At 69.2% G+C, this 23,974-nt stretch carries 16 protein-coding genes and 3 rRNA genes; 12 read left to right on the top strand and 7 right to left on the bottom strand.

The genetic code is table 11. From position 1 onward, the window contains the following. Positions 1-129 precede the first annotated feature (129 nt). Positions 130-1,425, top strand: coding sequence for an ATP-dependent Clp protease ATP-binding subunit ClpX (clpX, locus tag ACTWO6_RS26545; RefSeq protein WP_109965224.1), 1,296 nt, complete (start codon positions 130-132; stop codon positions 1,423-1,425). 24 nt (positions 1,426-1,449) lie between these two features. Here the strand turns inward: clpX and ACTWO6_RS26540 are convergent, their stop codons facing one another. Continuing rightward, the gene (locus ACTWO6_RS26540; protein WP_446216486.1) at positions 1,450-2,076 is read right to left on the bottom strand and encodes a helix-turn-helix domain-containing protein; all 627 of its coding nucleotides are present in this window, start codon (positions 2,074-2,076) and stop codon (positions 1,450-1,452) included. A 41-nt stretch (positions 2,077-2,117) separates the two neighbouring features. On the opposite strand from ACTWO6_RS26540, the gene ACTWO6_RS26535 reads away from it, so the two are divergent. Next, positions 2,118-2,951: an EamA family transporter gene (locus tag ACTWO6_RS26535; protein WP_446216485.1), complete on the top strand. Its 834-nt coding sequence runs from the start codon at positions 2,118-2,120 to the stop codon at positions 2,949-2,951. A 40-nt stretch (positions 2,952-2,991) separates the two neighbouring features. After that, positions 2,992-3,789 (top strand): carbon-nitrogen hydrolase family protein, encoded by a 798-nt coding sequence (locus ACTWO6_RS26530; protein ID WP_446216484.1) that lies wholly within the window; start codon positions 2,992-2,994, stop codon positions 3,787-3,789. A gap of 6 nt (positions 3,790-3,795) precedes the next feature. Here the strand turns inward: ACTWO6_RS26530 and ACTWO6_RS26525 are convergent, their stop codons facing one another. Beyond that, positions 3,796-4,014 carry a hypothetical protein gene (locus ACTWO6_RS26525; protein ID WP_446216483.1) on the bottom strand — a complete coding sequence of 73 codons (219 nt, stop codon included), beginning with the start codon at positions 4,012-4,014 and terminating at the stop codon, positions 3,796-3,798. 660 nt (positions 4,015-4,674) lie between these two features. Here ACTWO6_RS26525 and ACTWO6_RS26520 point away from each other — a divergent pair. From ACTWO6_RS26520 to rrf, 3 genes are all read left to right on the top strand, one after another. Further along, positions 4,675-6,191: ribosomal RNA gene (locus tag ACTWO6_RS26520) — 16S ribosomal RNA — on the top strand. A 372-nt stretch (positions 6,192-6,563) separates the two neighbouring features. After that, positions 6,564-9,671 (top strand): 23S ribosomal RNA (locus ACTWO6_RS26515). A gap of 85 nt (positions 9,672-9,756) precedes the next feature. Beyond that, a 5S ribosomal RNA gene (rrf, locus tag ACTWO6_RS26510) occupies positions 9,757-9,873 on the top strand. The 16S, 23S and 5S rRNA genes sit together here, the layout of an rRNA operon. Before the next feature lie 127 nt (positions 9,874-10,000). Here rrf and ACTWO6_RS26505 read toward each other — a convergent pair. Further along, positions 10,001-10,681, bottom strand: coding sequence for a hypothetical protein (locus tag ACTWO6_RS26505; RefSeq protein WP_446216482.1), 681 nt, complete (start codon positions 10,679-10,681; stop codon positions 10,001-10,003). A gap of 69 nt (positions 10,682-10,750) precedes the next feature. Here ACTWO6_RS26505 and ACTWO6_RS26500 point away from each other — a divergent pair, with 69 nt between their 5' ends. Genes ACTWO6_RS26500 through ACTWO6_RS26490 form a run of 3 tightly spaced genes read left to right on the top strand, consistent with a single transcriptional unit; the run spans position 10,751 to position 15,206 of the window. Further along, positions 10,751-13,369, top strand: coding sequence for a valine--tRNA ligase (locus ACTWO6_RS26500; RefSeq protein WP_446216481.1), 2,619 nt, complete (start codon positions 10,751-10,753; stop codon positions 13,367-13,369). Then, positions 13,366-14,700, top strand: coding sequence for a bifunctional folylpolyglutamate synthase/dihydrofolate synthase (locus tag ACTWO6_RS26495; protein ID WP_446216480.1), 1,335 nt, complete (start codon positions 13,366-13,368; stop codon positions 14,698-14,700). The genes ACTWO6_RS26500 and ACTWO6_RS26495 overlap by 4 nt, the downstream gene beginning before the upstream one ends. After that, positions 14,697-15,206, top strand: coding sequence for a DUF4233 domain-containing protein (locus tag ACTWO6_RS26490; RefSeq protein ID WP_446216479.1), 510 nt, complete (start codon positions 14,697-14,699; stop codon positions 15,204-15,206). The genes ACTWO6_RS26495 and ACTWO6_RS26490 overlap by 4 nt, the downstream gene beginning before the upstream one ends. Before the next feature lie 38 nt (positions 15,207-15,244). Here the strand turns inward: ACTWO6_RS26490 and ACTWO6_RS26485 are convergent, their stop codons facing one another. Beyond that, entirely contained in the window at positions 15,245-16,507 is a 1,263-nt protein-coding gene (locus ACTWO6_RS26485) for a VOC family protein (protein WP_446216478.1), read from the bottom strand. Positions 16,508-16,650: 143 nt separating this feature from the next. On the opposite strand from ACTWO6_RS26485, the gene ndk reads away from it, so the two are divergent. Further along, positions 16,651-17,076, top strand: coding sequence for a nucleoside-diphosphate kinase (gene ndk / locus ACTWO6_RS26480; RefSeq protein ID WP_446216477.1), 426 nt, complete (start codon positions 16,651-16,653; stop codon positions 17,074-17,076). Between the two features lie 49 nt (positions 17,077-17,125). Here ndk and sigJ read toward each other — a convergent pair whose 3' ends face one another. Continuing rightward, positions 17,126-18,010: an RNA polymerase sigma factor SigJ gene (gene sigJ / locus ACTWO6_RS26475; protein ID WP_446216476.1), complete on the bottom strand. Its 885-nt coding sequence runs from the start codon at positions 18,008-18,010 to the stop codon at positions 17,126-17,128. Further along, entirely contained in the window at positions 18,007-18,447 is a 441-nt protein-coding gene (locus ACTWO6_RS26470) for a carboxymuconolactone decarboxylase family protein (RefSeq protein ID WP_446216475.1), read from the bottom strand. The genes sigJ and ACTWO6_RS26470 overlap by 4 nt, the downstream gene beginning before the upstream one ends. A 203-nt stretch (positions 18,448-18,650) precedes the next feature. Here ACTWO6_RS26470 and ACTWO6_RS26465 point away from each other — a divergent pair, with 203 nt between their 5' ends. Continuing rightward, positions 18,651-20,207, top strand: a complete 1,557-nt coding sequence (locus tag ACTWO6_RS26465; protein WP_446216474.1) for an alkaline phosphatase D family protein — start codon at positions 18,651-18,653, stop codon at positions 20,205-20,207. A 73-nt stretch (positions 20,208-20,280) separates the two neighbouring features. Here ACTWO6_RS26465 and ACTWO6_RS26460 read toward each other — a convergent pair whose 3' ends face one another. Beyond that, a complete protein-coding gene (locus ACTWO6_RS26460; RefSeq protein ID WP_446216473.1) occupies positions 20,281-20,490 on the bottom strand; it encodes a hypothetical protein in 210 nt (69 codons plus the stop codon). A 287-nt stretch (positions 20,491-20,777) separates the two neighbouring features. Between ACTWO6_RS26460 and ileS the strand changes: the two genes are divergently transcribed. Further along, positions 20,778-23,933 (top strand): isoleucine--tRNA ligase, encoded by a 3,156-nt coding sequence (ileS, locus tag ACTWO6_RS26455; RefSeq protein ID WP_446216472.1) that lies wholly within the window; start codon positions 20,778-20,780, stop codon positions 23,931-23,933. The last annotated feature ends 41 nt before the right edge of the window (positions 23,934-23,974 follow it).

Genomic DNA, 23,974 nt, shown 5'->3' with positions numbered 1-23,974 from the left:
CCGCCAGCGGGTAACGTCGGGTCTGTACCGCTTCGCTGGGTCGGACCGGCGGGGCGAACAGACGGACGGGCGCCCAGCGCCCGCAGGTCAGGGCCGGCGTTCCGGCCGACGAGTGCAGGGAGAACGTAGGTGGCACGGATCGGTGACGGCGGCGACCTACTGAAGTGCTCCTTCTGCGGCAAGTCGCAGAAGCAGGTCAAGAAGTTGATCGCGGGCCCCGGGGTCTACATCTGTGACGAGTGCATCGATCTCTGCAACGAGATCATCGAGGAGGAGCTGGCCGAGTCCGGCGAGGTGAAGTGGGAAGAGCTTCCCAAGCCGATGGAGATCTGCCAGTTCCTCGACAACTACGTGGTGGGTCAGGACCAGGCCAAGAAGGCGCTCGCGGTCGCGGTCTACAACCACTACAAGCGGATCCAGGCCGAGTCGGCCGGCGCGCCGGGCTCCGGCAGCGACGCCGTCGAGCTCGCCAAGTCCAACATCCTGCTGCTCGGCCCGACCGGCTGCGGCAAGACGCACCTGGCGCAGACCCTCGCGCGGATGCTCAACGTCCCGTTCGCGATCGCCGACGCCACCGCGCTCACCGAGGCGGGCTACGTCGGCGAGGACGTGGAGAACATCCTTCTCAAGCTGATCCAGGCCGCGGACTACGACATCAAGCGCGCCGAGACCGGGATCATCTACATCGACGAGGTCGACAAGATCGCCCGTAAGTCGGAGAACCCGTCGATCACCCGGGACGTCTCCGGCGAGGGCGTCCAGCAGGCGCTGCTGAAGATGCTGGAAGGCACGGTGGCCAACGTGCCGCCGCAGGGCGGGCGGAAGCACCCGCACCAGGAGTTCATCCAGATCGACACCACCAACGTGCTGTTCATCTGCGGTGGCGCTTTCGCCGGGCTGGACCAGATCATCGAGGCTCGGACGGGTTCCGGTGGCACCGGCTTCGGCGCCCGGCTCCGGTCGGTCTCCGAGCGGTCCACCGACGACATCTTCAGCCAGGTCATGCCGGAGGACATGCTCAAGTTCGGGCTGATCCCGGAGTTCATCGGCCGGCTCCCGGTGATCACCAACGTGCGCAGCCTCGACCGCTCCGCGCTGGTCCGGATCCTGACCGAGCCGCGCAACGCCCTGGTCCGGCAGTACCAGCGCCTCTTCGAGCTGGACGGCGTCGAGTTGGAGTTCGAGCAGCCGGCGCTGGAGGCCATCGCCGACCAGGCGATGCTCCGCGGCACCGGCGCCCGTGGCCTCCGGGCGATCATGGAAGAGGTCCTGCTCTCCGTGATGTACGAGGTGCCGAGCAACCCGGATGCCGCCCGCGTGCTGATCACCCGCGAGGTGGTCCTGGAGAACGTCAACCCGACGATCGTGCCCCGCGAGTTCACCGGTCGCCGGGCTCGTCGGGACCGCGAGGAGAAGTCCGCCTGATCTCCGTACCGACCGCGCCCGGGATCATTCCGGGCGCGGTCGGCGTGAGCGGGTCCGCCGGTCCCATTCGCCCGACGGGGTGACGACCACCATCACCAGTCGCACCGGCTCGTCGCCCGCGTTGCGGTAGCCGTGCTCCCGGTCGGCGTGGAACTCGATCGTCTCCCCGGCCCGTACGGCGTGCGCGACGCCGTCGACCATCACCGTCGCCGTGCCGCTCAGGACGTGCACCACCTCGCGGGTGCCGCGGGGGTGGTCGGGGGAGTGATGCGTCTCGCCCGGCTCCAGCCGCCAGTCCCAGAGCTCGACCAGGTCCGGCTCGCCCAGGCCGCTGAGCAGCTGGGCGCTTCCGCCGTGCGCGCCCCGCCAGAGCACCGGCGCCTCGCCGGCGGCGGTGGTCCGGACGGTGCTCTCCTCGGCCGGCTCGAGGAGCTGGGCGATGTTGACCCCGAAGGCGTCCGCGACCCGGCAGAGCGTGCCGATGCTCGGGTTGGTCCGGGCCCCTTCGATCTGCACGAGCATGCCCTTGCTGACCCCGGACCGCCCGGCCAGCTCCTCGAAGGACCAGCCGCGGGTGGCCCGCAGTTCGCGTACCTGCCGCGCGACGGCGGACGTCACCGCTCTCACCCGCCCGGCACTGGCGTCGGTCATCACACTATCCTTCGCGGTTAATATTGTGGTACGACATCCGGATGTTCCCCATTGTGCTCGCGGCAGTGTCCGCAGTCGCGTTCGGCACGGCCGACTTCTCCGGCGGAAAGGCGTCCCGCCGGGCCGACCCGATCGCCGTCACCGTGGTCTCACAGCTGCTGAGCGTCCCGCTGCTGCTCGCGCTCGTGCTGGTGGTGCCCGGCACGCCACATACCGTCGACCTGGTCTGGGGCCTGCTCGCCGGGGTGGCCGGCGCCGCCGGCGTCGTGCTGCTCTACCGGGCCCTCGCCGGCGGGATGATGGCGGTCGTCGCGCCGGTCACCGCGATCACGGCCGCCCTGGTGCCGATCGTCGCCGGTCTGATCACCGCCCGGTCGCCCGGCACTCTCGCGCTCTGCGGCGCCGGCCTCGCCGTGCTGGCCATCGCCCTGGTCAGCCTCGGGGAGGGCGGCCGCTCCGGGGCGGTGTCCCCGCGCCTGGTGGGAATGGCCCTCGGCGCGGGCGCGCTCTTCGGCGTCTTCTTCGCCCTGCTCGGCCAGGCCGACGAGGACGCCGGCATGTGGCCGGTGCTGGCCGTACGGGTCAGCTCGATCGGCTTCGGACTCGCGCTGGCCGCGCGTGCCGGGGTGAGCCTGCGGCTCGGGCCCCGGGTGCTCGGCTGGGCCGCGGCGGCCGGCCTGCTGGACTCCGCGGCGAACGCGCTCTACCTGGCCGCGGCCAGCCGGGGCCACCTGAGCATCGTGGCGGCGATCGCCGCGCTGTACCCGGCGAGCACCGTGCTCCTCGCGCTCGCCGTGGACCGGGAGCGTCTTCGGCCGGCGCAGATCGCCGGTCTGGGCTTCGCCGCGGGGGCCCTGGTCCTGGCGAGCCTCTGAGCACTGTCGTCGACCGTCGCCCATCCGTACGCTGAACCCCATGCGCGTCGCCGTCTGCCAGCTCAACGCCCGCGACGACCGGCCGGCGAACCTCGCCGCCGCCGAGGCCCTGCTGGCCAGGGCCGCGGCGGCCGGCGCCGACCTCGCCGTCCTCCCGGAGTACGTGGACTACCTCGGCCCGGCGAAGGGCATGCCGGAGCCCGAGCCGGTGGGCGGCGTGGTGGGGGAGTTCTTCGCCGCGGTGGCTCGCCGGCTCGGCATCTGGGTGGTCGCCGGCTCCTTCCACGAGGCGGGTCCCGATCCGGAGCACACCTGGAACACCTCGCTGGTCTTCGACCGGACGGGCGCCCTCGCCGCCAGCTACCGCAAGATCCATCTGTACGACGTGGAGATCCCGGGCCGGGTGTCGTACCTCGAGTCGGCGACCGTGGCGCCCGGGGACCAGCCCGTGGTGGTCGACGTCGAGGGCCTGCGGGTGGGCCTGTCGATCTGCTACGACCTGCGCTTCCCGGAGCTCTACCGGCAGCTCGCCAGCGAGGGCGGCGCGCAACTCCTCGTCGTGCCCGCGGCCTTCATGATGCACACGGGGCGGGACCACTGGGAGGTCCTGCTGCGCGCCCGGGCGATCGAGAACCAGTGCTTCGTCGCGGCCGCCGGCCAGACCGGCGACCACGAGCCGGGGCGGACCTGCTTCGGTCGCAGCATGGTGGTGGACCCGTGGGGGACGGTGCTGAGCCAGGTGCCGGACGGGCCGGGCCTCGCCGTCACCGACCTGGACCTGGACCGGCTCCGCACGATCCGGGCGGAGCTGCCGAGTCTCGCGAACCGGCGGCTCTGAGGGCGGTCAGCTCTCCAGCAGGACGCCGACGACGGTGAAGCCGGCGATCGCCGCGGCGGTGACGAGCAGTGCGGTCGTCATCCGGGAGGGGCCCCGTCGGGCGAGCCGCCGGACCGACACCAGGACGACGAAGAGCACGAACCCCCCGATGACCAACTGCCAGAACGGCAGCAGGAGCCCGAGCAACGCTTCCTCGGCGGCCTGGGCGGGGGACACGTCATCCATGCCAGACACTCTGGCACGCCGGCGCCGCCGATGGTCCCCTCCGCCGGTCGTCATCCGCATGTCGGATTGCCTGCTCGCCGGTCAGAGCAATCAGTGACGGACGTTGATTTGCCTTCTCGGGACCGTACGCGTAACTTTCTCTCTGCACGCGGGAGGCCGGACAAACCGGCCGAGAGCGGGCACCAGGCTCGTGGCGGAGACGCCGAGCGGGACTGAGGATTCGGGCGGTGCGAGACATTCCGAGAAACACGGAGTTGCGATCGCGGAGCCGACCGGGTAGAGTTCGAAAGCCGGCAGGGAGCCGGGCGGGTGGCCGCGAGAGCGGTGATCGGCCGGTCTGCCGCTTCCCACGACAGAAACGACCGCCGGGTACGGCGTGCGTCAGCGTGGACCGGACCGAACCAAGTTGATCTCCTCGGACACGAGGTTGACAACGAAGATCGGACCGGGTAAGTTAGAGAGGTTGCCCCGGACGGGGGTTCTACGGAGTAGAGCTTCCGGATGGTGTGTGGTTGTTCTTTGAGAACTCAACAGGGTGCTTGATAAGCCAGTGCCAAATTGATTTATACCCCGGACTGGCAGTTCTCCTTTGGGAGGGTTGTTGGTTTGGATTCCTTTGGCAACACTTTTTGTTGCCGGGATGACTGTTTCAACAAGTTTTTGTTGGAGAGTTTGATCCTGGCTCAGGACGAACGCTGGCGGCGTGCTTAACACATGCAAGTCGAGCGGAAAGGCCCTTTGGGGGTACTCGAGCGGCGAACGGGTGAGTAACACGTGAGCAACCTGCCCTAGGCTTTGGGATAACCCCGGGAAACCGGGGCTAATACCGAATAGGACTGCTGGCCGCATGGCTGGTGGTGGAAAGTTTTTCGGCCTGGGATGGGCTCGCGGCCTATCAGCTTGTTGGTGGGGTGATGGCCTACCAAGGCGACGACGGGTAGCCGGCCTGAGAGGGCGACCGGCCACACTGGGACTGAGACACGGCCCAGACTCCTACGGGAGGCAGCAGTGGGGAATATTGCACAATGGGCGGAAGCCTGATGCAGCGACGCCGCGTGAGGGATGACGGCCTTCGGGTTGTAAACCTCTTTCAGCAGGGACGAAGCGAGAGTGACGGTACCTGCAGAAGAAGCACCGGCCAACTACGTGCCAGCAGCCGCGGTAAGACGTAGGGTGCGAGCGTTGTCCGGATTTATTGGGCGTAAAGAGCTCGTAGGCGGCTTGTCGCGTCGACTGTGAAAACCCGCGGCTCAACCGCGGGCCTGCAGTCGATACGGGCAGGCTAGAGTTCGGTAGGGGAGACTGGAATTCCTGGTGTAGCGGTGAAATGCGCAGATATCAGGAGGAACACCGGTGGCGAAGGCGGGTCTCTGGGCCGATACTGACGCTGAGGAGCGAAAGCGTGGGGAGCGAACAGGATTAGATACCCTGGTAGTCCACGCTGTAAACGTTGGGCGCTAGGTGTGGGGGGCCTCTCCGGTTCCCTGTGCCGCAGCTAACGCATTAAGCGCCCCGCCTGGGGAGTACGGCCGCAAGGCTAAAACTCAAAGGAATTGACGGGGGCCCGCACAAGCGGCGGAGCATGCGGATTAATTCGATGCAACGCGAAGAACCTTACCTGGGTTTGACATGGCCGCAAAACCGGCAGAGATGTCGGGTCCTTCGGGGGCGGTCACAGGTGGTGCATGGCTGTCGTCAGCTCGTGTCGTGAGATGTTGGGTTAAGTCCCGCAACGAGCGCAACCCTCGTTCGATGTTGCCAGCGCGTTATGGCGGGGACTCATCGAAGACTGCCGGGGTCAACTCGGAGGAAGGTGGGGATGACGTCAAGTCATCATGCCCCTTATGTCCAGGGCTTCACGCATGCTACAATGGCCGGTACAATGGGCTGCGATACCGCGAGGTGGAGCGAATCCCAAAAAGCCGGTCTCAGTTCGGATCGGGGTCTGCAACTCGACCCCGTGAAGTCGGAGTCGCTAGTAATCGCAGATCAGCAACGCTGCGGTGAATACGTTCCCGGGCCTTGTACACACCGCCCGTCACGTCACGAAAGTCGGCAACACCCGAAGCCGGTGGCCCAACCCGTAAGGGAGGGAGCCGTCGAAGGTGGGGCTGGCGATTGGGACGAAGTCGTAACAAGGTAGCCGTACCGGAAGGTGCGGCTGGATCACCTCCTTTCTAAGGAGCACCTTCGCCCGAAAGGGTGTAAGGAGCCCGCGTCATCCGAATGTGGTGGCGGGGTGCTCAATGGCGGAGACACTGGTTAGTCGGATGCCGGCAACGGTCTCGGATGTCTAGTACACGCCCTTCGGGGTGCAGGAACGGCGGAAGTGATGCGGCTGGGGTTTGGCGTAGAGCACCCTGTTGGGTCCTGAAAGAACAACCGGTGGTTGTTTCTTTCGGAGCCTTGAGCGGAGCGTGAGCTTCGCGGGCTGCCAGGCATGGCCTGGCCTCGCATACCGCCGGCGGTTGTCGGGTTTGGTGTGGGGCGGATCGGGTTGTGGGTTGGTCGTTTGTTGAGAATTGCACAGTGGACGCGAGCATCTTTGTGGTCAAGTTGTCAAGGGCGAACGGTGAATGCCTTGGCACCAGGAGCCGATGAAGGACGTGGGAGGCCGCGATAGGCCTGGGGGAGCTGTCAACCAAGCTGTGATCCCAGGGTGTCCGAATGGGGAAACCCGGCACCAGTCATGTGGTGTCACCTGCACCTGAACACATAGGGTGTATGGAGGGAACGCGGGGAAGTGAAACATCTCAGTACCCGTAGGAAGAGAAAACAAATAGTGATTCCGTGAGTAGTGGCGAGCGAAAGCGGATTGAGGCTAAACCGGCTGCGTGTGATACCTGTCAGGGGTTGCGTGGTCGGGGTTGTGGGACCTTGCTCGACAAGCTGACACTTGTCGGAGGAGTTACAAAGCCAGTTGCTAGCCGAACAGTCTGGAATGGCTGACCGTAGGCGGTGAAAGTCCGGTAGGTGAAAGTGGCTGGCCTCCTGTGAGTGTTCCCGAGTAGCGGCGGACCCCTGAAATCTGCCGTGAATCTGCCAGGACCACCTGGTAAGCCTAAATACTTCCTGGTGACCGATAGCGGACAAGTACCGTGAGGGAATGGTGAAAAGTACCCCGGGAGGGGAGTGAAATAGTACCTGAAACCGTTCGCCTACAATCCGTCGGAGCCTTGCGGGGTGACGGCGTGCCTTTTGAAGAATGAGCCTGCGAGTTAGTGGCACGTGGCGAGGTTAACCCGTGTGGGGGAGCCGTAGCGAAAGCGAGTCTGAATAGGGCGATTCAGTCGCGTGTCCTAGACCCGAAGCGGAGTGATCTAGCCATGGGCAGGCTGAAGCGCGGGTAAGACCGCGTGGAGGGCCGAACCCACCAACGTTGAAAAGTTGGGGGATGACCTGTGGTTAGGGGTGAAAGGCCAATCAAACTCCGTGATAGCTGGTTCTCCCCGAAATGCATTTAGGTGCAGCGTCGCGTGTTTCTTGCCGGAGGTAGAGCACTGGATGGTCTAGGGGGCCCACAAGCTTACCGAAATCAGCCAAACTCCGAATGCCGGTAAGTGAGAGCGCGGCAGTGAGACTGCGGGGGATAAGCTTCGTAGTCGAGAGGGAAACAGCCCAGATCACCAGCTAAGGCCCCTAAGCGTGTGCTAAGTGGAAAAGGATGTGGGGTCGCACAGACAACCAGGAGGTTGGCTTAGAAGCAGCCACCCTTTAAAGAGTGCGTAATAGCTCACTGGTCAAGTGGTTCCGCGCCGACAATGTAGCGGGGCTCAAGCACACCGCCGAAGCTGTGGCATTCACATTTCAACCTCGCTTGGACTTGATTCCTTGTGCAGGTGTGTGGATGGGTAGGGGAGCGTCGTGCCGGGGGTGAAGCAGCGGGGTGACCCAGCTGTGGACGCGGCACGAGTGAGAATGCAGGCATGAGTAGCGAAAGAAGGGTGAGAAACCCTTCCGCCGGATGACCAAGGGTTCCAGGGCCAGGCTAATCCGCCCTGGGTGAGTCGGGACCTAAGGCGAGGCCGAGAGGCGTAGTCGATGGACAACGGGTTGATATTCCCGTACCCGCGAAAGAGCGACCCTGACGAACCTCGTTGTGCTAACCACCCGAGCTGTGGGCGGTCTTCGGACCAAACGCGGTGAGCGTGGGAACCTGACGGGTAGTAGTCAAGCGATGGGGTGACGCAGGAAGGTAGCTGATCCCGGCCGGTGGTTGTGCCGGGGTAAGCGTGTAGGCCGCACCATAGGCAAATCCGTGGTGCACATAGGCTGAGACGTGATGCCGAGCCGATTCAGGTGAAGTCAGTGATCCTATGCTGCCGAGAAAAGCCTCTAGCGAGTTCTTAGCGGCCCGTACCCCAAACCGACACAGGTGGTCAGGTAGAGAATACCGAGGCGATCGGGCGAACTGTGGTTAAGGAACTCGGCAAATTGCCCCCGTAACTTAGGGAGAAGGGGGGCCGGACGCGTGAAGGGACTTGCTCCTGGAGCGTGGTATGGCCGCAGAGAGCAGGGGGAAGCGACTGTTTACTAAAAACACAGGTCCATGCGAAGAAGTAATTCGATGTATATGGACTGACGCCTGCCCGGTGCTGGAACGTTAAGGGGACCTGTTAGCTCTTCGGGGCGAAGCGGAGAACTTAAGCGCCAGTAAACGGCGGTGGTAACTATAACCATCCTAAGGTAGCGAAATTCCTTGTCGGGTAAGTTCCGACCTGCACGAATGGCGTAACGACTTCCCCACTGTCTCAACCACAGGCCCGGCGAAATTGCATTACGAGTAAAGATGCTCGTTACGCGCGGCAGGACGGAAAGACCCCGGGACCTTTACTATAGCTTGACATTGGTATCTGAATTAGCTTGTGTAGGATAGGTGGGAGCCGGTGAAGCTCATACGCCAGTATGGGTGGAGGCAATCTTGAAATACCACTCTGGTTGATTTGGGTATCTAACTTCGGACCGTTATCCGGTTCAGGGACAGTGTCTGGTGGGTAGTTTAACTGGGGCGGTTGCCTCCTAAAGGGTAACGGAGGCGCCCAAAGGTTCCCTCAGCCTGGTTGGCAATCAGGTGTTGAGTGCAAGTGCACAAGGGAGCTTGACTGTGAGACTGACAGGTCGAGCAGGGACGAAAGTCGGGACTAGTGATCCGGCACTGGCATGTGGAAGCGGTGTCGCTCAACGGATAAAAGGTACCCCGGGGATAACAGGCTGATCTTCCCCAAGAGTCCATATCGACGGGATGGTTTGGCACCTCGATGTCGGCTCGTCGCATCCTGGGGCTGTAGCAGGTCCCAAGGGTTGGGCTGTTCGCCCATTAAAGCGGTACGCGAGCTGGGTTTAGAACGTCGTGAGACAGTTCGGTCCCTATCCGCCGTGCGCGTAGGATACTTGAGAAGGGCTGTCCCTAGTACGAGAGGACCGGGACGGACGAACCTCTGGTGTGCCAGTTGTCCCGCCAGGGGCACGGCTGGTTAGCTACGTTCGGAAGGGATAACCGCTGAAAGCATCTAAGCGGGAAGCTCGCTTCAAGATGAGGTATCCCACCCACTTTGTGGGGTAAGGCCCCCAGCTAGACGACTGGGTTGATAGGCCGGAAATGTAAGCCCGGTAACGGGTTCAGTTGACCGGTACTAATAGGCCGAGGACTTGACTACCAAGCTGCTACGCGTCCACTGTGCAACTCCCGACAAACGAACAACAGACCACGAGTGGTGGTGTTGTTTGACATGTCGATAGAGTTACGGCGGTCATGGCGGAGGGGAAACGCCCGGTAACATTCCGAACCCGGAAGCTAAGCCCTCCAGCGCCGATGGTACTGCACTCGGGAGGGTGTGGGAGAGTAGGACACCGCCGGACAATCTTTCCAGATGAGGTCACCCTTCGGGGTGGCCTCATCTGCGTTTCCGGCCCGGTTTCCGGGCCTCGGTTCATGAGGAGCTGGGGGCACGCCGCGGGCGAGTCGGCGACGTGCCCCGGAAACCGGTCAGCGGCTCTGGATGCCCTCGCGGAGCTGGCGGAACAGGCCGGCGGCCTCGTCGACGGAGCGGCCCGGGAACATCGCCATCACCACGCTGCCGTGGTCGGCCCACCCGCACACGGCGAAGTCGCCGCCGTCGCCACCGGTGACCCCGCACTTCATCACGCCACCCAGCCGGCCGGCGGACACCTCGCGCAGGCCGGTCACCCTGCCGGTCTCGTCGGCCATCAGGCCGAAGAGGCTGTCCAGGTCCCGCTCGGGCTGCCAGAGCAGCGTGGTGCCGCCGAAGACCAGCACCGCCCGCTTGGCGTCCGCGGGGTCGCTGTAGACCGTGCCGAAGCTGCTGTCCAGTTCGATGTCGGCGGCGAAGCCGCTGCGCAGGTAGTCCGCGGTGCTGCGGGCCCGTTCGCTGTCGTCGCGGGTGAGCCCGGCCACCCTCACCGGGGTGGACAGGTCGGTGTCCTTCTGCTGCAGCACCCGCCAGCCGCCGGCGCCGAGCGCTCCGATCCCCGCCAGGCCGGCGACCAGCGCGACGGCGAGCACCACCCGCCGGCGGCGGGAGGGCGTACGGCCCTGCTCCGGGTCGTTCTCCGGGTCGCGGCGGCTCAGCTGGATCGGCTCGTCGGTCAGGTCGACCGGCTCGGGCCCGTCGCCGAGCAGACGCTCGGTGAGATGTGCGTCGGACATGTCCGCCACCGTACGCGAACAACAGGTGGCGCACGTCGGGTCCGCCGAAGCGCTCCGTAGACTTTCAGGGTGACCGAGAGACTGGATGCCCGACGCCCCGACGCCCCGACCCTTGCCGGCCAGTACCAGCCCGGCGAGGTAGAGCAGCGACGGTACGAGCAGTGGGTAGCCGGCGGCCACTTCCGGGCGTCGGCGGAGAGCGACAAGCCCCCCTTCACCATCGTCATCCCGCCCCCGAACGTCACCGGCTCGCTGCACATGGGCCACGCGTTCGAGCACACGCTGATGGACGCCCTCACCCGGCGGAAGAAGATGCAGGGCTTCGAGGCGCTCTGGCTGCCCGGCATGGACCACGCCGGCATCGCCACCCAGAACCTGGTCGAGCGGCAGCTCGCCACCGAGGGCCTGTCCCGGCACGACCTGGGCCGGGAGAAGTTCGTCGAGCGGGTCTGGCAGTGGAAGGCCGAGTCCGGCGGCGCAATCCTCGGCCAGATGCGCCGGCTCGGCGACGCCGTGGACTGGGACCGTGAGCGCTTCACCATGGACGAGGGCCTGTCCCGGGCCGTGCAGACCATGTTCAAGAAGCTCTTCGACGACGGGCTGATCTACCGGGCCAACCGGATCATCAACTGGTGCCCGCGCTGCCTGACGGCGCTGTCGGACATCGAGGTGGAGCACACCGACGACGAGGGTGAGCTCATCTCGATCCGCTACAGCGACGACGTCGTGGTGGCCACCACCCGGGCGGAGACGATGCTCGGCGACACCGCGGTGGCGGTGCACCCCGACGACGAGCGGTACCGGCACCTGATCGGCACCGAGGTCGCCGTGCCGCTCACCGACCGGCGGATCCCGATCGTCGCCGACGAGCACGTCGACCCGAGCTTCGGCACCGGCATGGTGAAGGTGACCCCGGCGCACGACCCCAACGACTTCGAGATCGGCCAGCGGCACGACCTGCCCGCGCTGACGATCATGGACGAGCGGGGCGTCATCACCGCGCCCGGCCCGTTCCAGGGGCTGGACCGGTACGAGGCCCGCCCGGCGATCGTCGCCGCGCTCCGCGAGGAGGGCCGGATCGTGGCCGAGAAGCGGCCGTACGTGCACGCGGTGGGGCACTGCTCGCGGTGCAAGACCACCGTCGAGCCGAGACTGTCGCTGCAGTGGTTCGTCAACACCGCCCCGCTGGCCAAGGCGGCCGGCGACGCCGTGCGCGACGGCCGGGTGAAGATCGAGCCGGCCGAGCTGGCCAAGCGGTACTTCGCCTGGGTCGACAACATGCACGACTGGTGCATCTCCCGGCAGCTCTGGTGGGGCCACCGGATCCCGGTCTGGTACGGCCCGGACGGCGAGATCGTCTGCGTCGGCCCCGACGAGCAGCCGCCCACCGGCGAGGGCTGGCGCCAGGACGAGGACGTCCTCGACACCTGGTTCTCCAGCGGCCTGTGGCCGTTCTCCACGCTGGGCTGGCCCGAGCAGACCCCGGACCTGGCGAAGTTCTACCCGACCAGCGTGCTGGTCACCGGGTACGACATTCTCTTCTTCTGGGTCGCCCGGATGATGATGTTCGGCCTGTACGCGATGGACGGCGTCCAGCCGTTCGACGTGGTGGCCCTGCACGGCATGGTCCGCGACGAGCACGGCAAGAAGATGTCGAAGTCGTTCGGCAACGTGGTCGACCCGCTGGACTGGATCGGCCGGTTCGGCGCCGACGCCACCCGGTTCACCCTCGCCCGGGGCGCCAACCCCGGCCAGGACGTGCCGGTCAGCGAGGAGTGGTGCCAGGGCTCCCGCAACTTCTGCAACAAGCTCTGGAACGCCACCCGGTTCGCGCTGCTGAACGGCGCGCACACCGACGGGCCGCTGCCGGAGCCCGCGACGCTGTCGACCGTCGACCGGTGGATCCTCTCCCGGCTGGCGCACGTCACCGCCGAGGTGGACGAGCAGTTCGAGGCGTACGAGTTCGCGAAGGTCTGCGACCTGCTGTACCACTTCGCCTGGGACGACGTGTGCGACTGGTACGTGGAGCTGAGCAAGCCGGTGCTCGCCGAGGGCGGCCCGGCCGCCGACGCCACCCGGCGCGTGCTCGGGCACGTGCTGGACCAGCTGCTGCGGCTGCTGCACCCGGTGATCCCGTTCGTCACCGACGAGCTGTGGAGCGCGCTGACCGGCGGCGAGACGGTGCTCACCGCCGCCTGGCCGGTGGCCGACCGTACGCTGGTCGACGACGCCGCGGAGGTCGAGGTCGGCACCCTCCAGCGGGTGGTGACCGAGATCCGTCGGTTCCGGTCGGACCAGGGGCTGCGGCCGACGCAGCGGGTCGCGGCCCGGCTGGACGGCCTCGCGCCGGCGGGTATCGCCGCGCACGAGCCGCTGATCCGGTCGCTGGTCCGGCTGGACGCGCCCGCCGACGACTTCCAGGCCAGCGCCACGCTCGCCATGCCGGGGGAGGTCAGTGTCGCGCTGGACACCCGTGGCTCGATCGACGTGGCCGCCGAGCGGGCCCGGCTCACCAAGGACCGGGCGGCCGCCGAGAAGGAGGTCGCGCAGGCGCGGGCGAAGCTCGACAACCCGGCCTTCGTCGGGAAGGCCCCGGAGCCGGTGGTGGCCAAGATCCGCGAACGGCTCGCCGTGGCCGAGGCCGACATGATCCGGATCGACGCTGCCCTGGAGGCGCTGCCCTCGTGACCGACCGCACCGAATTCGCCGCCGTCGACGCCGCCCTGGCCGCCCGCGGCTTCACCCGCATGCACTTCGAGCTGGACCGCATCGAGATGCTGCTCGACCTGCTCGGCAGCCCGCAGCGGGCGTACCCGTCGATCCACCTGACCGGGACCAACGGGAAGACCTCGACCGCCCGGATGATCGACTCGCTGCTACGGGCCTTCGGGCTGCACACCGGTCGCTACACCAGCCCGCACCTGGAGACCGTCCGGGAGCGGATCAGCCTGGACGGGGAGCCGGTCAGCGAGGAGCGCTTCGTCGCCACGTACCGGGAGGTGGAGCCGCTGGCCGAGCTGGTCGACCAGCGCTCCGCCGAGCCGTTGACCTACTTCGACCTGACCACCGCGCTGGCGTTCGCCACGTTCGCCGACGCGCCGGTCGACGTCGCCGTGGTCGAGGTCGGGCTCGGCGGCGCCGAGGACGCCACCAACGTGATCCAGGCCGGGGTGGCCGTGCTCACCCCGATCGGGCTGGACCACACCGAGTGGCTCGGCGACACCATCGAGGACATCGCGCTGCACAAGGCCGGCATCATCCACTCCGGCGCGACCGTCATCTGCGCCGCGCAGGAGGAGGAGGCCGCCCGGCCGATCCTGGAGCGCTGCGCCGAGGTGGGCGCCACCGTCGCGCGGGAGGGCGCCGAGTTCGGCGTGCTGCGCCGGGCGGTCGCCGTCGGCGGCCAGGTGCTCACCATCCAGGGCCTCGGCGGCGTCTACGACGAGATCTTCATCCCGCTGCACGGCGCCCACCAGGCGCAGAACGCCGCCGTGGCGCTCGCCGCCGTCGAGGCGTTCCTGGGCGCCGGCGCCCGGCGGCAGCTCGACATCGAGGCCGTCCGGGAGGGCTTCGCCTCGACCAGCTCGCCCGGCCGGCTGGAGAAGGTCCGCACCGCCCCGACGGTCCTGCTCGACGGCGCGCACAACCCGCACGGGATGGCCGCCACGGTCACCGCGCTGCAGGAGGAGTTCGCGTTCAGCAAGCTGGTCGGCGTGCTCGCCGTGCTCGGCGACAAGGACGCCGCCAGCCTGCTGGAGCTGCTGGAGCCGGTGCTCGACTCGCTGGTGGTGACCGGCAACAGCTCGCCCCGCGCGATGCCGGTCGACGAGCTCGCCGAACTGGCCCGGGAGATCTTCGGGCCGGAGCGGGTGGAGGTCGCCGAGGAGATGCCGGACGCCATCGAGGCGGCCATCGCCGAGGCCGAGTCCGACGTGCCCGGCGAGTTGTCCGGCGTCGGCGTGCTGATCACGGGCTCGGTGGTGACCGTGGCCGACGCCCGCCGGCTGCTGAAGCGATGACCGGCCCGGTGGGGGAGCGCCCCGAGGAGGTCGTACCGCAGCCGGACGCCGGACCGCGGGCCGACGCGACGGCCGACCGCCCCGGGCGGCCGGACTCGGCGCCGGCGGCCGGTGGGCCGGGGCCGGAGGATGCCGGTGGCGGTCCGGTGGCCGGTGAGCCGGGGGTACGCCGGTCCGGGCTGCGCAATCCGGAGAAGGCGGTACGGGGGCTCGGCGCCGGCACGCTGGCCCTGGAGGCCCTGGTGCTGCTGCTCGCCATCCAGCCGATCCGGGTGGTCGGCGGGGACCTCGGCGGCGCCGCCATCGCGGCGATCGTGACCCTGGCCGTCGCCTGCGTCGTGCTCGCCGGCCGGATGGGTCGGCCGTGGGCCTGGCACGCGGGCACCGCACTCCAGGGCCTGCTGATGCTCTCGGGCCTGCTGCACTGGTCGCTGCTGGTGCTGGGCGTCATCTTCGCCCTGGTGTGGGCGTACGCCCTGCACGTCCGCCGGGTCATCCTCGGCTGAGCCGCGGTCCGGGCGCCCGGCGGCGCCCGGACCGGTCGTCAGGCGTCGGCGAGGGTGCGCCACTGGGTGAGGGCGATGCCGTGGCCGTCCGGGTCCCGGAACGCCGCCGCCCACACCTCCAGCTTCGCGCCGCGGTTGACCACCCGTGGAGCGTACGTGAAGCGGACGCCCGAGCCGCGCAGTCGCTCGTACGCGGCCTCGATGTCGTCGACCTCGAGGTTGACGTGGACCAGCCGCCGGCTGATCGGGGCCGCTCCGGTGACCTCCCGCAGCACGAGGCGGGTGGCGCCGGAGGCGAGGACGGCGTTGCCGGAGCCCCGGTCCACCTCGTCGAAGCCGAGGTCCCGGTAGAACTCCAGCGACCGGGTCAGGTCGGTCACGAGCAGGGTGATGCCGATGCCGCTGATCGGGGCGGCCGCCTCGGCCGGGTCGTCGCCCGCGTACCCGAAGATCGCCTCGTCCAGCTCCTCCGCGGTCGGGGGCACCTCCGTCACCGGATCGTCCAGCGGCACGTCGATCGGGTCTACCACCACCGTCGCGTCGAACCGTTCCTCGGCGGGCGGCCGCGGCGCCGGGGTCGCCCGGCGGGGCAGCGGCCCGGCCGTCGGCTGCTCGACCACGGTGCCCTCCAGCACCACCTGGCCGCCCGGACGCTGGTGCACCACCACCGGTTCGCGCTCCTCGGCCAGCACGGTGACGTCGTCGAGGAGCGGGTCCGGCGCGGGCGGGAAGTCGTCCCGGAAGTCGTCGCGGAAGTCGTCCTCCGGGGCGCGGTCGGCCCACGGCGGCGCCTCCTGCGCGATCAGCACCTCGTCGACCGGGTCGGGGTCCGCGTACTCCGGCGGGAGGTCCCCGGTCGCGGCGGCCGTCTCGGCGTGGGTGGGCACCTCGTCCCAGAGGACGCGGACGTGCCGCTGGTCGTCCAGGGCGACCCGGATCGGCAGCGGCTGACCCAGCGACGGCCACTTGGCGACCGGCACCCGGGGCTCGATGATCTTCTTGGACCGGGGCGGCAGCCCGGGGGCGTCGATCACCAGCTGGAGTTCGCAGCGGCCGAAGGCGTACTGGGTGGGGGGCTCGGAGGCGCTGTGCACGTGCCCGACACCGACCACCCAGGTGCGCCCGCCCCCACGCACCGTGGCCAGGGCGATCGCCAGCACCAGCAGCGCGACGCCGAGGGCCACGATGGCCCAGCTCGTCATCCCCAGCCCGAACAGCACGACGAAGGTCGCCACGGTGCCGAGCACCGCGGCGATCAGCTTGCGCACCGGCGCGATGGATCGGTTCCCGCCGTTCGCCACAGTGGACCTCCCAGGGGTCTAGGGCCAGGCTAGGCCGGATCGGCGACCGAGGGGAAGAGCAGCCGCCGCGCCGACGCCGGGACCGGGTCGCTAGGCTGAACCTACCCAGCCAGACCACCTTCCGCGCACAGGAGGAACTCAGCGTGTCCAGCAGCAGCCCGGACGAGCGCACGCTCGTACTGATCAAGCCCGACGCGGTCCGCCGTGGTCTGGTCGGCGAGATCGTGTCCCGCTTCGAGCGCAAGGGCCTGCGGATCGACGCGATGGTGACGCGGACGATGGACGGCGACTTCGCCGACCAGCACTACGCCGAGCACGTCGACAAGCCGTTCTACCCGCCGCTGAAGGCCTTCATGACCGGCGGCCCGCTGGTCGCCCTGGTGCTCTCCGGCGACCAGGTGATCGAGGTGGTGCGCGGCATGCTCGGCAGCACCGACGGCCGCAAGGCCGCCGCCGGCACCATCCGGGGCGACCTCTCCCTGTCCAACCGGGAGAACCTGGTGCACGCCTCCGACTCGACGGACAGCGCCAAGCGCGAGCTCGCCCTCTGGTTCCCCGAGCTGGGCTGAGCCACCGACGGCCCCGACCCCGGACCGGGGTTGGGGCCGTTCCGTGTGCTCAGCCGGGCAGCCGGGACAGCTTCGCCGGGTTGCCGACCAGGTAGAGGTCGGTGATCCGGCCGTCCGCGGCCGCGACGGCCAGCGTGTAGCGGGTCCCGTCGGGCCAGCGGAGCACCAGCGCCGGCCCGCCGTTCAGCTCGATCGGCGCCGCCTCGATACCGCGAGGCCGGCCGTAGACGCCGGCGAAGAAGCGGGCGATCCGGTCCGGGCCGCGCACCGGGTTGCGCGCCGCGCGGACGGCGCCGCCCCCGTCGTTCCAGGAGACCGCGTCGGACGCCACCAGCTCGGTCAGCCGGGCCAGGTCGCCGTCGCGGGCGGCGGCCAGGAAGGCGTCCAGCAGCCGCCGCTGCTCGGCCGGGCCGGCGGTGAAGCGCCGCCGGCCGTCGGCGATCCTGGCCGCGGCCCGGTGGTGCAGCTGCCGGCAGTCGGCCGCCGAGCGGTCCAGGATGTCGCCGATCTCCGCGTACGGCAGGTCGAAGGCGGTGTGCAGCACGTAGACCGCGCGCTCCGGTGGGGTGAGCCGTTCCAGCAGGTGCAGCAGCGCGATCGACACGGAGTCCCGCAGCTCGGCGCGGTCCAGCGGCCCGAGTGGCTCCGCCGGGCCGGTCGGCACCGGCTCGGGCAGCCACGGCCCGACGTACGTCTCCCGGGCGGCCTGCCGGGCCCGCAGCCGGTCCAGCGCCAGCCGGGTCACCACCCGGGACAGGTACCGGCGCGGCTCGGCGACCGACTCCCGGTCGACGCCGAGCCAGCGCAGGTACGCCTCCTGGAGCACATCCTCCGCGTCGTGCAGGCTGCCCAGCAGCCGGTACGCCAGCCCGAGCAGCATCGGCCGGTGCGCCTGGAGCGCACCGGCCGCCTGCGCCGCCGCGGAGCCGGTCACACCTCGGTCGGCGGTTCGGCCCGGCTGGTCACCGCGATCCGGTTCCACACGTTGATTGTGGCGATCGCGACGACCAGGTCGGCCAGCTCCTTCTCCGACCACACCTTGGCGGCGGCGTCCCACACCTCGTCCGGCACGCCGTGCTCGCCGAGCCGGGTGACGGCGTCGGTCAGCGCCAACGCGGCCCGCTCCCGCTCGTCGAAGAAGGGCGCCTCCCGCCAGGCGGCGACCGCGAAGAGCCGCCGGCTCGACTCGCCCGCGGCGAGCGCGTCCCGGCTGTGCATGTCCACGCAGAAGGCGCAGCCGTTGAGCATCGACGCCCGCAGCTTCACCAGCTCCAGCACCGTGTGGTCCACGTTCGCCTGGACGTACTGCTCGAGCCCCAGCACCGCCCGGTACGCCTGCGGCACCACGGCCGCCATGTTGATCCGACTCATCCTGGCCTCCCTCGTCGAACGGTTACACGGGTACGACGGGAGGCGGTGCCGGCGGTGTGACGGCACCGGGCTGTGACGGTGGTCATGCGGTCGGCGGCCCACCAGTGGTCAGCCGGGGTTACCCCGCCGGTCACCCGCACCGCCGAAACACCTCATCTGTGCCCGGTAGACCACTGGTGACCGACTTCCCTCGGAGGGGACAGATGACTGCTCTCGATCGACGTACCTTGTTGCGCGCCGGACTGGCGACCGGCGCCGGACTGGCCGGCGGCGGCTTCCTCGGCGGTGGCCTGGCCGGCGCCGCGCCGGCCTGGCGCCCGTCCGGCCGCCCGGTGCTCACCCACGGCGTGCAGAGCGGCGACGTGACCGCCGGGTCGGCGCTGGTGTGGACGCGCGCCGACCAGCCCGGCCGGATGGTCGTCGAGGTGGGTCGCCGTCCCGACCTGCGCGGCGCGCGACTGCTGCGCGGCCCGGTGCTGGACCCGTCGACGGACTTCACCGGCCGGCTGCGGCTGCGTGGCCTGCCGCCGGGCGAGCGGCTGCACTACCGAGTGCGGGTGGCCGACCTGGACCGGCACGGCGTGGCCAGCGAGCCGCTGGTCGGGGAGTTCACCACCGCGCCGGCCCGGCACGACCGCCGGGACGTGCGGTTCGTCTGGACCGGCGACATCGCCGGGCAGGGCTGGGGGATCAGCCCGGACTTCGGCGGGATGACCATCTTCCGGTCGATGCGCGCCGTCCGGCCCGACTTCTTCCTGTGCAGCGGCGACACGGTGTACGCCGACGGTCCGCTGGCCGAGAGCGTGTCGCTGCCCGACGGCCGGATCTGGCGCAACCTGGTGACGCCGGAGAAGAGCAAGGTCGCCGAGACGCTGACCGAGTACCGGGGGCAGTTCGCCTACAACCTGCTCGACGAGCACCTGCGCGCGTTCGCCGCCGAGGTGCCGCAGGCCAACCAGTGGGACGACCACGAGGTGCTCAACAACTGGTACCCGGGGGAGATCCTCACCGACGACCGGTACACCGAGCGGCGGGTGGACGTGCTGGCCGCCCGGGCCCGGCAGGCGTTCCACGAGTGGCTGCCCGTGCCGGCCGACGGGCCGCTGTACCGGCGGATGTCGTACGGGCCGCTGCTGGACGTCTTCGTCCTGGACATGCGGACGTACAAGGACCCGAACGACGGCAACACGTACGCCGACCGGACCCGGGGCCTGCTCGGGCGGGAGCAGCGGCAGTGGCTGATCCGGGAGCTGCGGCGGTCCCGGGCGACCTGGAAGGTGATCGCGAACGACCTCCCGCTCGGCCTGGTCGTGCCCGACGGGCCGGGCGCCCAGGAGGGGGTGGCGCAGGGGGATCCGGGCGCGCCGGCCGGCCGTGAGCTGGAGTTCGCCGAGGTGCTGGGGGCGGCCCACCGGGCCGGCGTGACCGGCATCGTCTTCCTCACCGCCGACGTGCACTACACCGCGGCGCACCACTACGACCCGGCGCGGGCGGCGGTGCGGGACTTCACCCCGTTCTGGGAGTTCGTCTCCGGCCCGGCCCACGCCGGCGCGTTCGGCCCGAACGCCCTGGACGGCACGTTCGGTCCGCAGGCCGTCTTCACCCACGCCCCGCCCCGGGCCAACACCTCGCCGGCGGAGGGCTTCCAGCACTTCGGCGAGGTCGCCATCGACGGCGGGTCCGGCGCCCTCACCGTCCACCTCCGCGACCGCGACGGCGTCTCCCTCTGGACCACCACCCTCCCCGCCCCCACCCCCTGACCCCCACCCGGCGGTCGGTTGATCATGAAGTTGTTGCCACGACACGCCGTGGTCGGCGACAACAACTTCATGGTCACCGGGGTGGGCGCGGGGTGGGCCCGGGGTGGGGTGGAATGGGGACGGCCAGTTCGGCGGCGAGGGCGGGGGCGGCCGCGGCGAAGCCCTCGCCCGCCACCAGGCGGCGGGCCAACGCCAGGGCCACCAGCTCCTCGGTCGCCCGCAGCGGGCTGGTGGCGATCCGGGTACGGGCCAGCGTCGGCTCGTCCAACTCGATCCGGATCACCCGCCGAGATTACTCGCGGGCGATCTCCGTACCCGATCGAGTACGCTTGTCGCACACAGGCGACGACCCGGCCATCACCGGCGAGCCTCCGGAAGAACGGCCGGGTGACCGGCTCAGTAGAACCGGACGGGACGGCCCGTCACAGCCGGCCAACGAGCGGGCGGTCGCACCTTGACCGTCAAGCGGGGTGGTACCGCGGGCCTGCCCCGGGCGCCGGACGGCGTACCGGAGAGGGCTCGTCCTCGCAGACCACAGATGAGTGAGCTGCGCGAGGAGAGCGACCCCCGATGGCCTATCCGTTGCACGACCCGACCGCCGCCGGTGTTCCGGCGAGCCCGGACCTGCCCGCGGTCGAGCGCCGGGTCCTCGAGCACTGGACGGCCGACAAGACCTTCGAGGCGTCCGTCGAGGCCCGTCCCGCCGGCACCGACGGGAAGAACGAGTACGTCTTCTACGACGGCCCGCCGTTCGCCAACGGCCTGCCGCACTACGGCCACCTCTTCACCGGCTACGTCAAGGACGTGGTGCCGCGCTACCAGACGATGCGCGGCCGGCACGTCGAGCGGCGCTTCGGCTGGGACTGCCACGGCCTGCCCGCCGAGGTGGTCGCCGAGAAGCAGCTCGGCATCACCAGCAAGGCGGAGATCCTCGACCTGGGGGTGGCCCGGTTCAACGAGGCCTGCCGCACCTCGGTGCTCGAGTTCACCCAGGACTGGGAGCGGTACGTCACCCGGCAGGCCCGCTGGGTCGACTTCGACAACGACTACAAGACCCTCGACCTGGACTACATGGAAAGCGTCATGTGGGCCTTCAAGACCCTGCACGACAAGGGCCTGGTCTACGAGGGCTTCCGGGTGCTGGCGTACTGCTGGCGCTGCGAGACGCCGCTGTCGAACACCGAGACCCGGATGGACGACGTCTACAAGGACCGGCACGACCCGACGCTGAGCGTCTGGTTCGAGCTGACCGCGGACGAGTCGGCCCCCGAGCTGGTACGCGGCCCGGTGCAGCTCGGCGTCTGGACCACCACGCCCTGGACCCTGCCGTCGAACCTGGCGCTCGCCGTCGGCCCGGACATCGAGTACGCGGTGCTGGAGCGCGACGGTCGGCGGCACGTCGTCGGCGCGGCGCGGCTGGCCGCGTACGCCAAGGAGCTGGAGGGGTACGAGCAGGTCGGCACGGTGTACGGCCGTGACCTGGTCGGGCGCCGCTACACCCCGCTCTACGACTTCCTGGTCGAGCAGGCCGGCCCGAACGCCTACCAGGTGCTCGGCGCGGACTTCGTCACCACCGAGGACGGCACCGGGATCGTCCACCTGGCGCCGGCCTTCGGCGAGGACGACCAGAACGTCTGCAACGCCGCCGGCATCCCCACCATCGTCACGGTGGACGACCACACCCGGTTCACCGCGCTGGTCCCGCCGTACCAGGGCGAGCAGGTCTTCGACGTCAACAAGCCGGTGATCCGGGAGCTCAAGGAGCGGGGGGTGGTGCTCAGGCAGGACACCTACACCCACTCGTACCCGCACTGCTGGCGCTGCGACACCCCGCTGGTCTACAAGGCGGTGTCGTCGTGGTTCGTCGCGGTGACGCAGTTCAAGGACCGGATGGTCGAGCTGAACCAGCAGATCAACTGGACCCCGGGGCACATCAAGGACGGCTCGTTCGGCAAGTGGCTGGCCAACGCCCGCGACTGGTCGATCAGCCGGAACCGGTTCTGGGGCTCGCCGATCCCGGTGTGGCGCTCCGACGACCCGACCTACCCGCGGGTCGACGTGTACGGCTCGCTGGAGGAGATCGAGCGGGACTTCGGCGTACGCCTGACCGACCTGCACCGGCCGGCGGTGGACGACCTGGTCCGGCCCAACCCGGACGACCCGACCGGCCAGTCGATGATGCGCCGGGTGCCGGAGGTGCTGGACTGCTGGTTCGAGTCCGGCTCGATGCCGTTCGCCCAGGTGCACTACCCGTTCGAGAACCGCGACTGGTTCGAGCACCACTACCCGGGCGACTTCATCGTCGAGTACATCGGACAGACCCGCGGCTGGTTCTACACCATGCACGTGCTGGCCACCGCGTTGTTCGACCGGCCGGCGTTCCGCAACTGCCTCAGCCACGGCATCCTGCTCGGCTCCGACGGACGCAAGATGTCCAAGAGCCTGCGCAACTACCCGGACGTGTACCACGTCTTCGACGCGTACGGGTCGGACGCGATGCGCTGGATGCTGATGTCGTCGCCGGTGCTGCGTGGCGGCGACATGGCGGTCACCGAGGCGGGCATCCGGGACGCCGTCCGGCAGGTGCTGCTGCCGCTGTGGAACGTCTGGTACTTCTTCTCGCTCTACGCCAACGCGGACGGCTACCAGGCGCGTCGCCGCACGGACTCGACACACCTGCTCGACCGGTACGTGCTGGCGAAGACGAACGAGCTGGTCACCACCGCCCAGGGGCAGATGGAGACGTACGACATCTCCGGCGCCTGCGCCACCGTCCGGTCCTACCTGGACGCGCTGACCAACTGGTACGTGCGCCGCTCCCGGGACCGGTTCTGGTCCGGTGACGCCGAGGCGTTCGACACGTTGTCGACGGTGCTGGAGACGCTGTGCCGGGTGGTGGCGCCGCTGGCGCCGCTGACCGCGGAGGAGATCTGGCGCGGCCTCACCGGCGAGCGGTCGGTGCACCTGACCGACTGGCCGGAGGCTGCGGAGTTCCCGGCCGACCACGAGCTGGTGGCCGCGATGGACAACGTGCGCGCGGTCGCCTCGGCGGCGCTGTCGCTGCGCAAGGCGAAGGGCCTGCGGGTCCGGCTGCCGCTGCCGAAGCTGACCGTGGCCTCGCCGGTCGCCGACCAGCTCCGGCCCTTCGCCGACCTCGTCGCCGACGAGGTCAACGTCAAGGCGGTGGAATTCTCGCAGGAGGTGTCCGCGTACTGCCAGCAGGTGCTGACCGTGGTGCCCCGGGCGCTCGGCCCGCGGGTCGGCAAGGCGGTCCAGCAGGTGATCAAGGCGGTCAAGGCGGGGGAGTGGGAGCTGGTCGACGGCGCCCCGGTCGCCGCCGGGGTCACCCTCGCCGAGGGCGAGTACGAGCTGCGCCTGGTCGCCGCCGACGCGGAGCACTCCGCGCCGCTGCCCGGCGGTGAGGGCGTGGTCGTGCTGGACACCGAGGTCACCCCGGAGCTGGCCGCCGAGGGGTTGGCCAGGGACGTGGTCCGGGTGGTGCAGCAGGCCCGCCGGGACGCCGGCCTGGACGTCTCCGACCGGATCGTGGTGTCGCTGTCGGCCTCCGAGGAGGTCCGGGCGGCGGTGTCCGCGTACGCCGACTTCGTGGCCCGGGAGGTGCTGGCCGACACCATCGACTTCGCCGACGGGATCGACGGCGCCGACGGCTTCGTCGGTGAGGTCGGCGAAGGCGAGCGGGTGACGGTGGTCGTCCGGCGGGTATGAGGCGGGCACGGTTGGTCCGGCGGCGTGCGCGCCGCCGGACC

It is taken from the genome of Micromonospora sp. IBHARD004 (assembly GCF_052814115.1).
Note: the sequence above shows the minus strand (reverse complement) of the source record. Positions and strands in the feature narration are given on the sequence as shown.

Coding starts and splice junctions, on each gene's coding strand:
- ACTWO6_RS26540 (WP_446216486.1), bottom strand. CDS start 2,076: ATGACCGACGCCAGTGCCGGGCGGGTGAGAGCGGTGACGTCCGCCGTC.
- ACTWO6_RS26535 (WP_446216485.1), top strand. CDS start 2,118: ATGTTCCCCATTGTGCTCGCGGCAGTGTCCGCAGTCGCGTTCGGCACG.
- ACTWO6_RS26530 (WP_446216484.1), top strand. CDS start 2,992: ATGCGCGTCGCCGTCTGCCAGCTCAACGCCCGCGACGACCGGCCGGCG.
- ACTWO6_RS26525 (WP_446216483.1), bottom strand. CDS start 4,014: ATGGATGACGTGTCCCCCGCCCAGGCCGCCGAGGAAGCGTTGCTCGGG.
- ACTWO6_RS26505 (WP_446216482.1), bottom strand. CDS start 10,681: ATGTCCGACGCACATCTCACCGAGCGTCTGCTCGGCGACGGGCCCGAG.
- ACTWO6_RS26490 (WP_446216479.1), top strand. CDS start 14,697: ATGACCGGCCCGGTGGGGGAGCGCCCCGAGGAGGTCGTACCGCAGCCG.
- ACTWO6_RS26470 (WP_446216475.1), bottom strand. CDS start 18,447: ATGAGTCGGATCAACATGGCGGCCGTGGTGCCGCAGGCGTACCGGGCG.
- ACTWO6_RS26465 (WP_446216474.1), top strand. CDS start 18,651: ATGACTGCTCTCGATCGACGTACCTTGTTGCGCGCCGGACTGGCGACC.
- ileS (WP_446216472.1), top strand. CDS start 20,778: ATGGCCTATCCGTTGCACGACCCGACCGCCGCCGGTGTTCCGGCGAGC.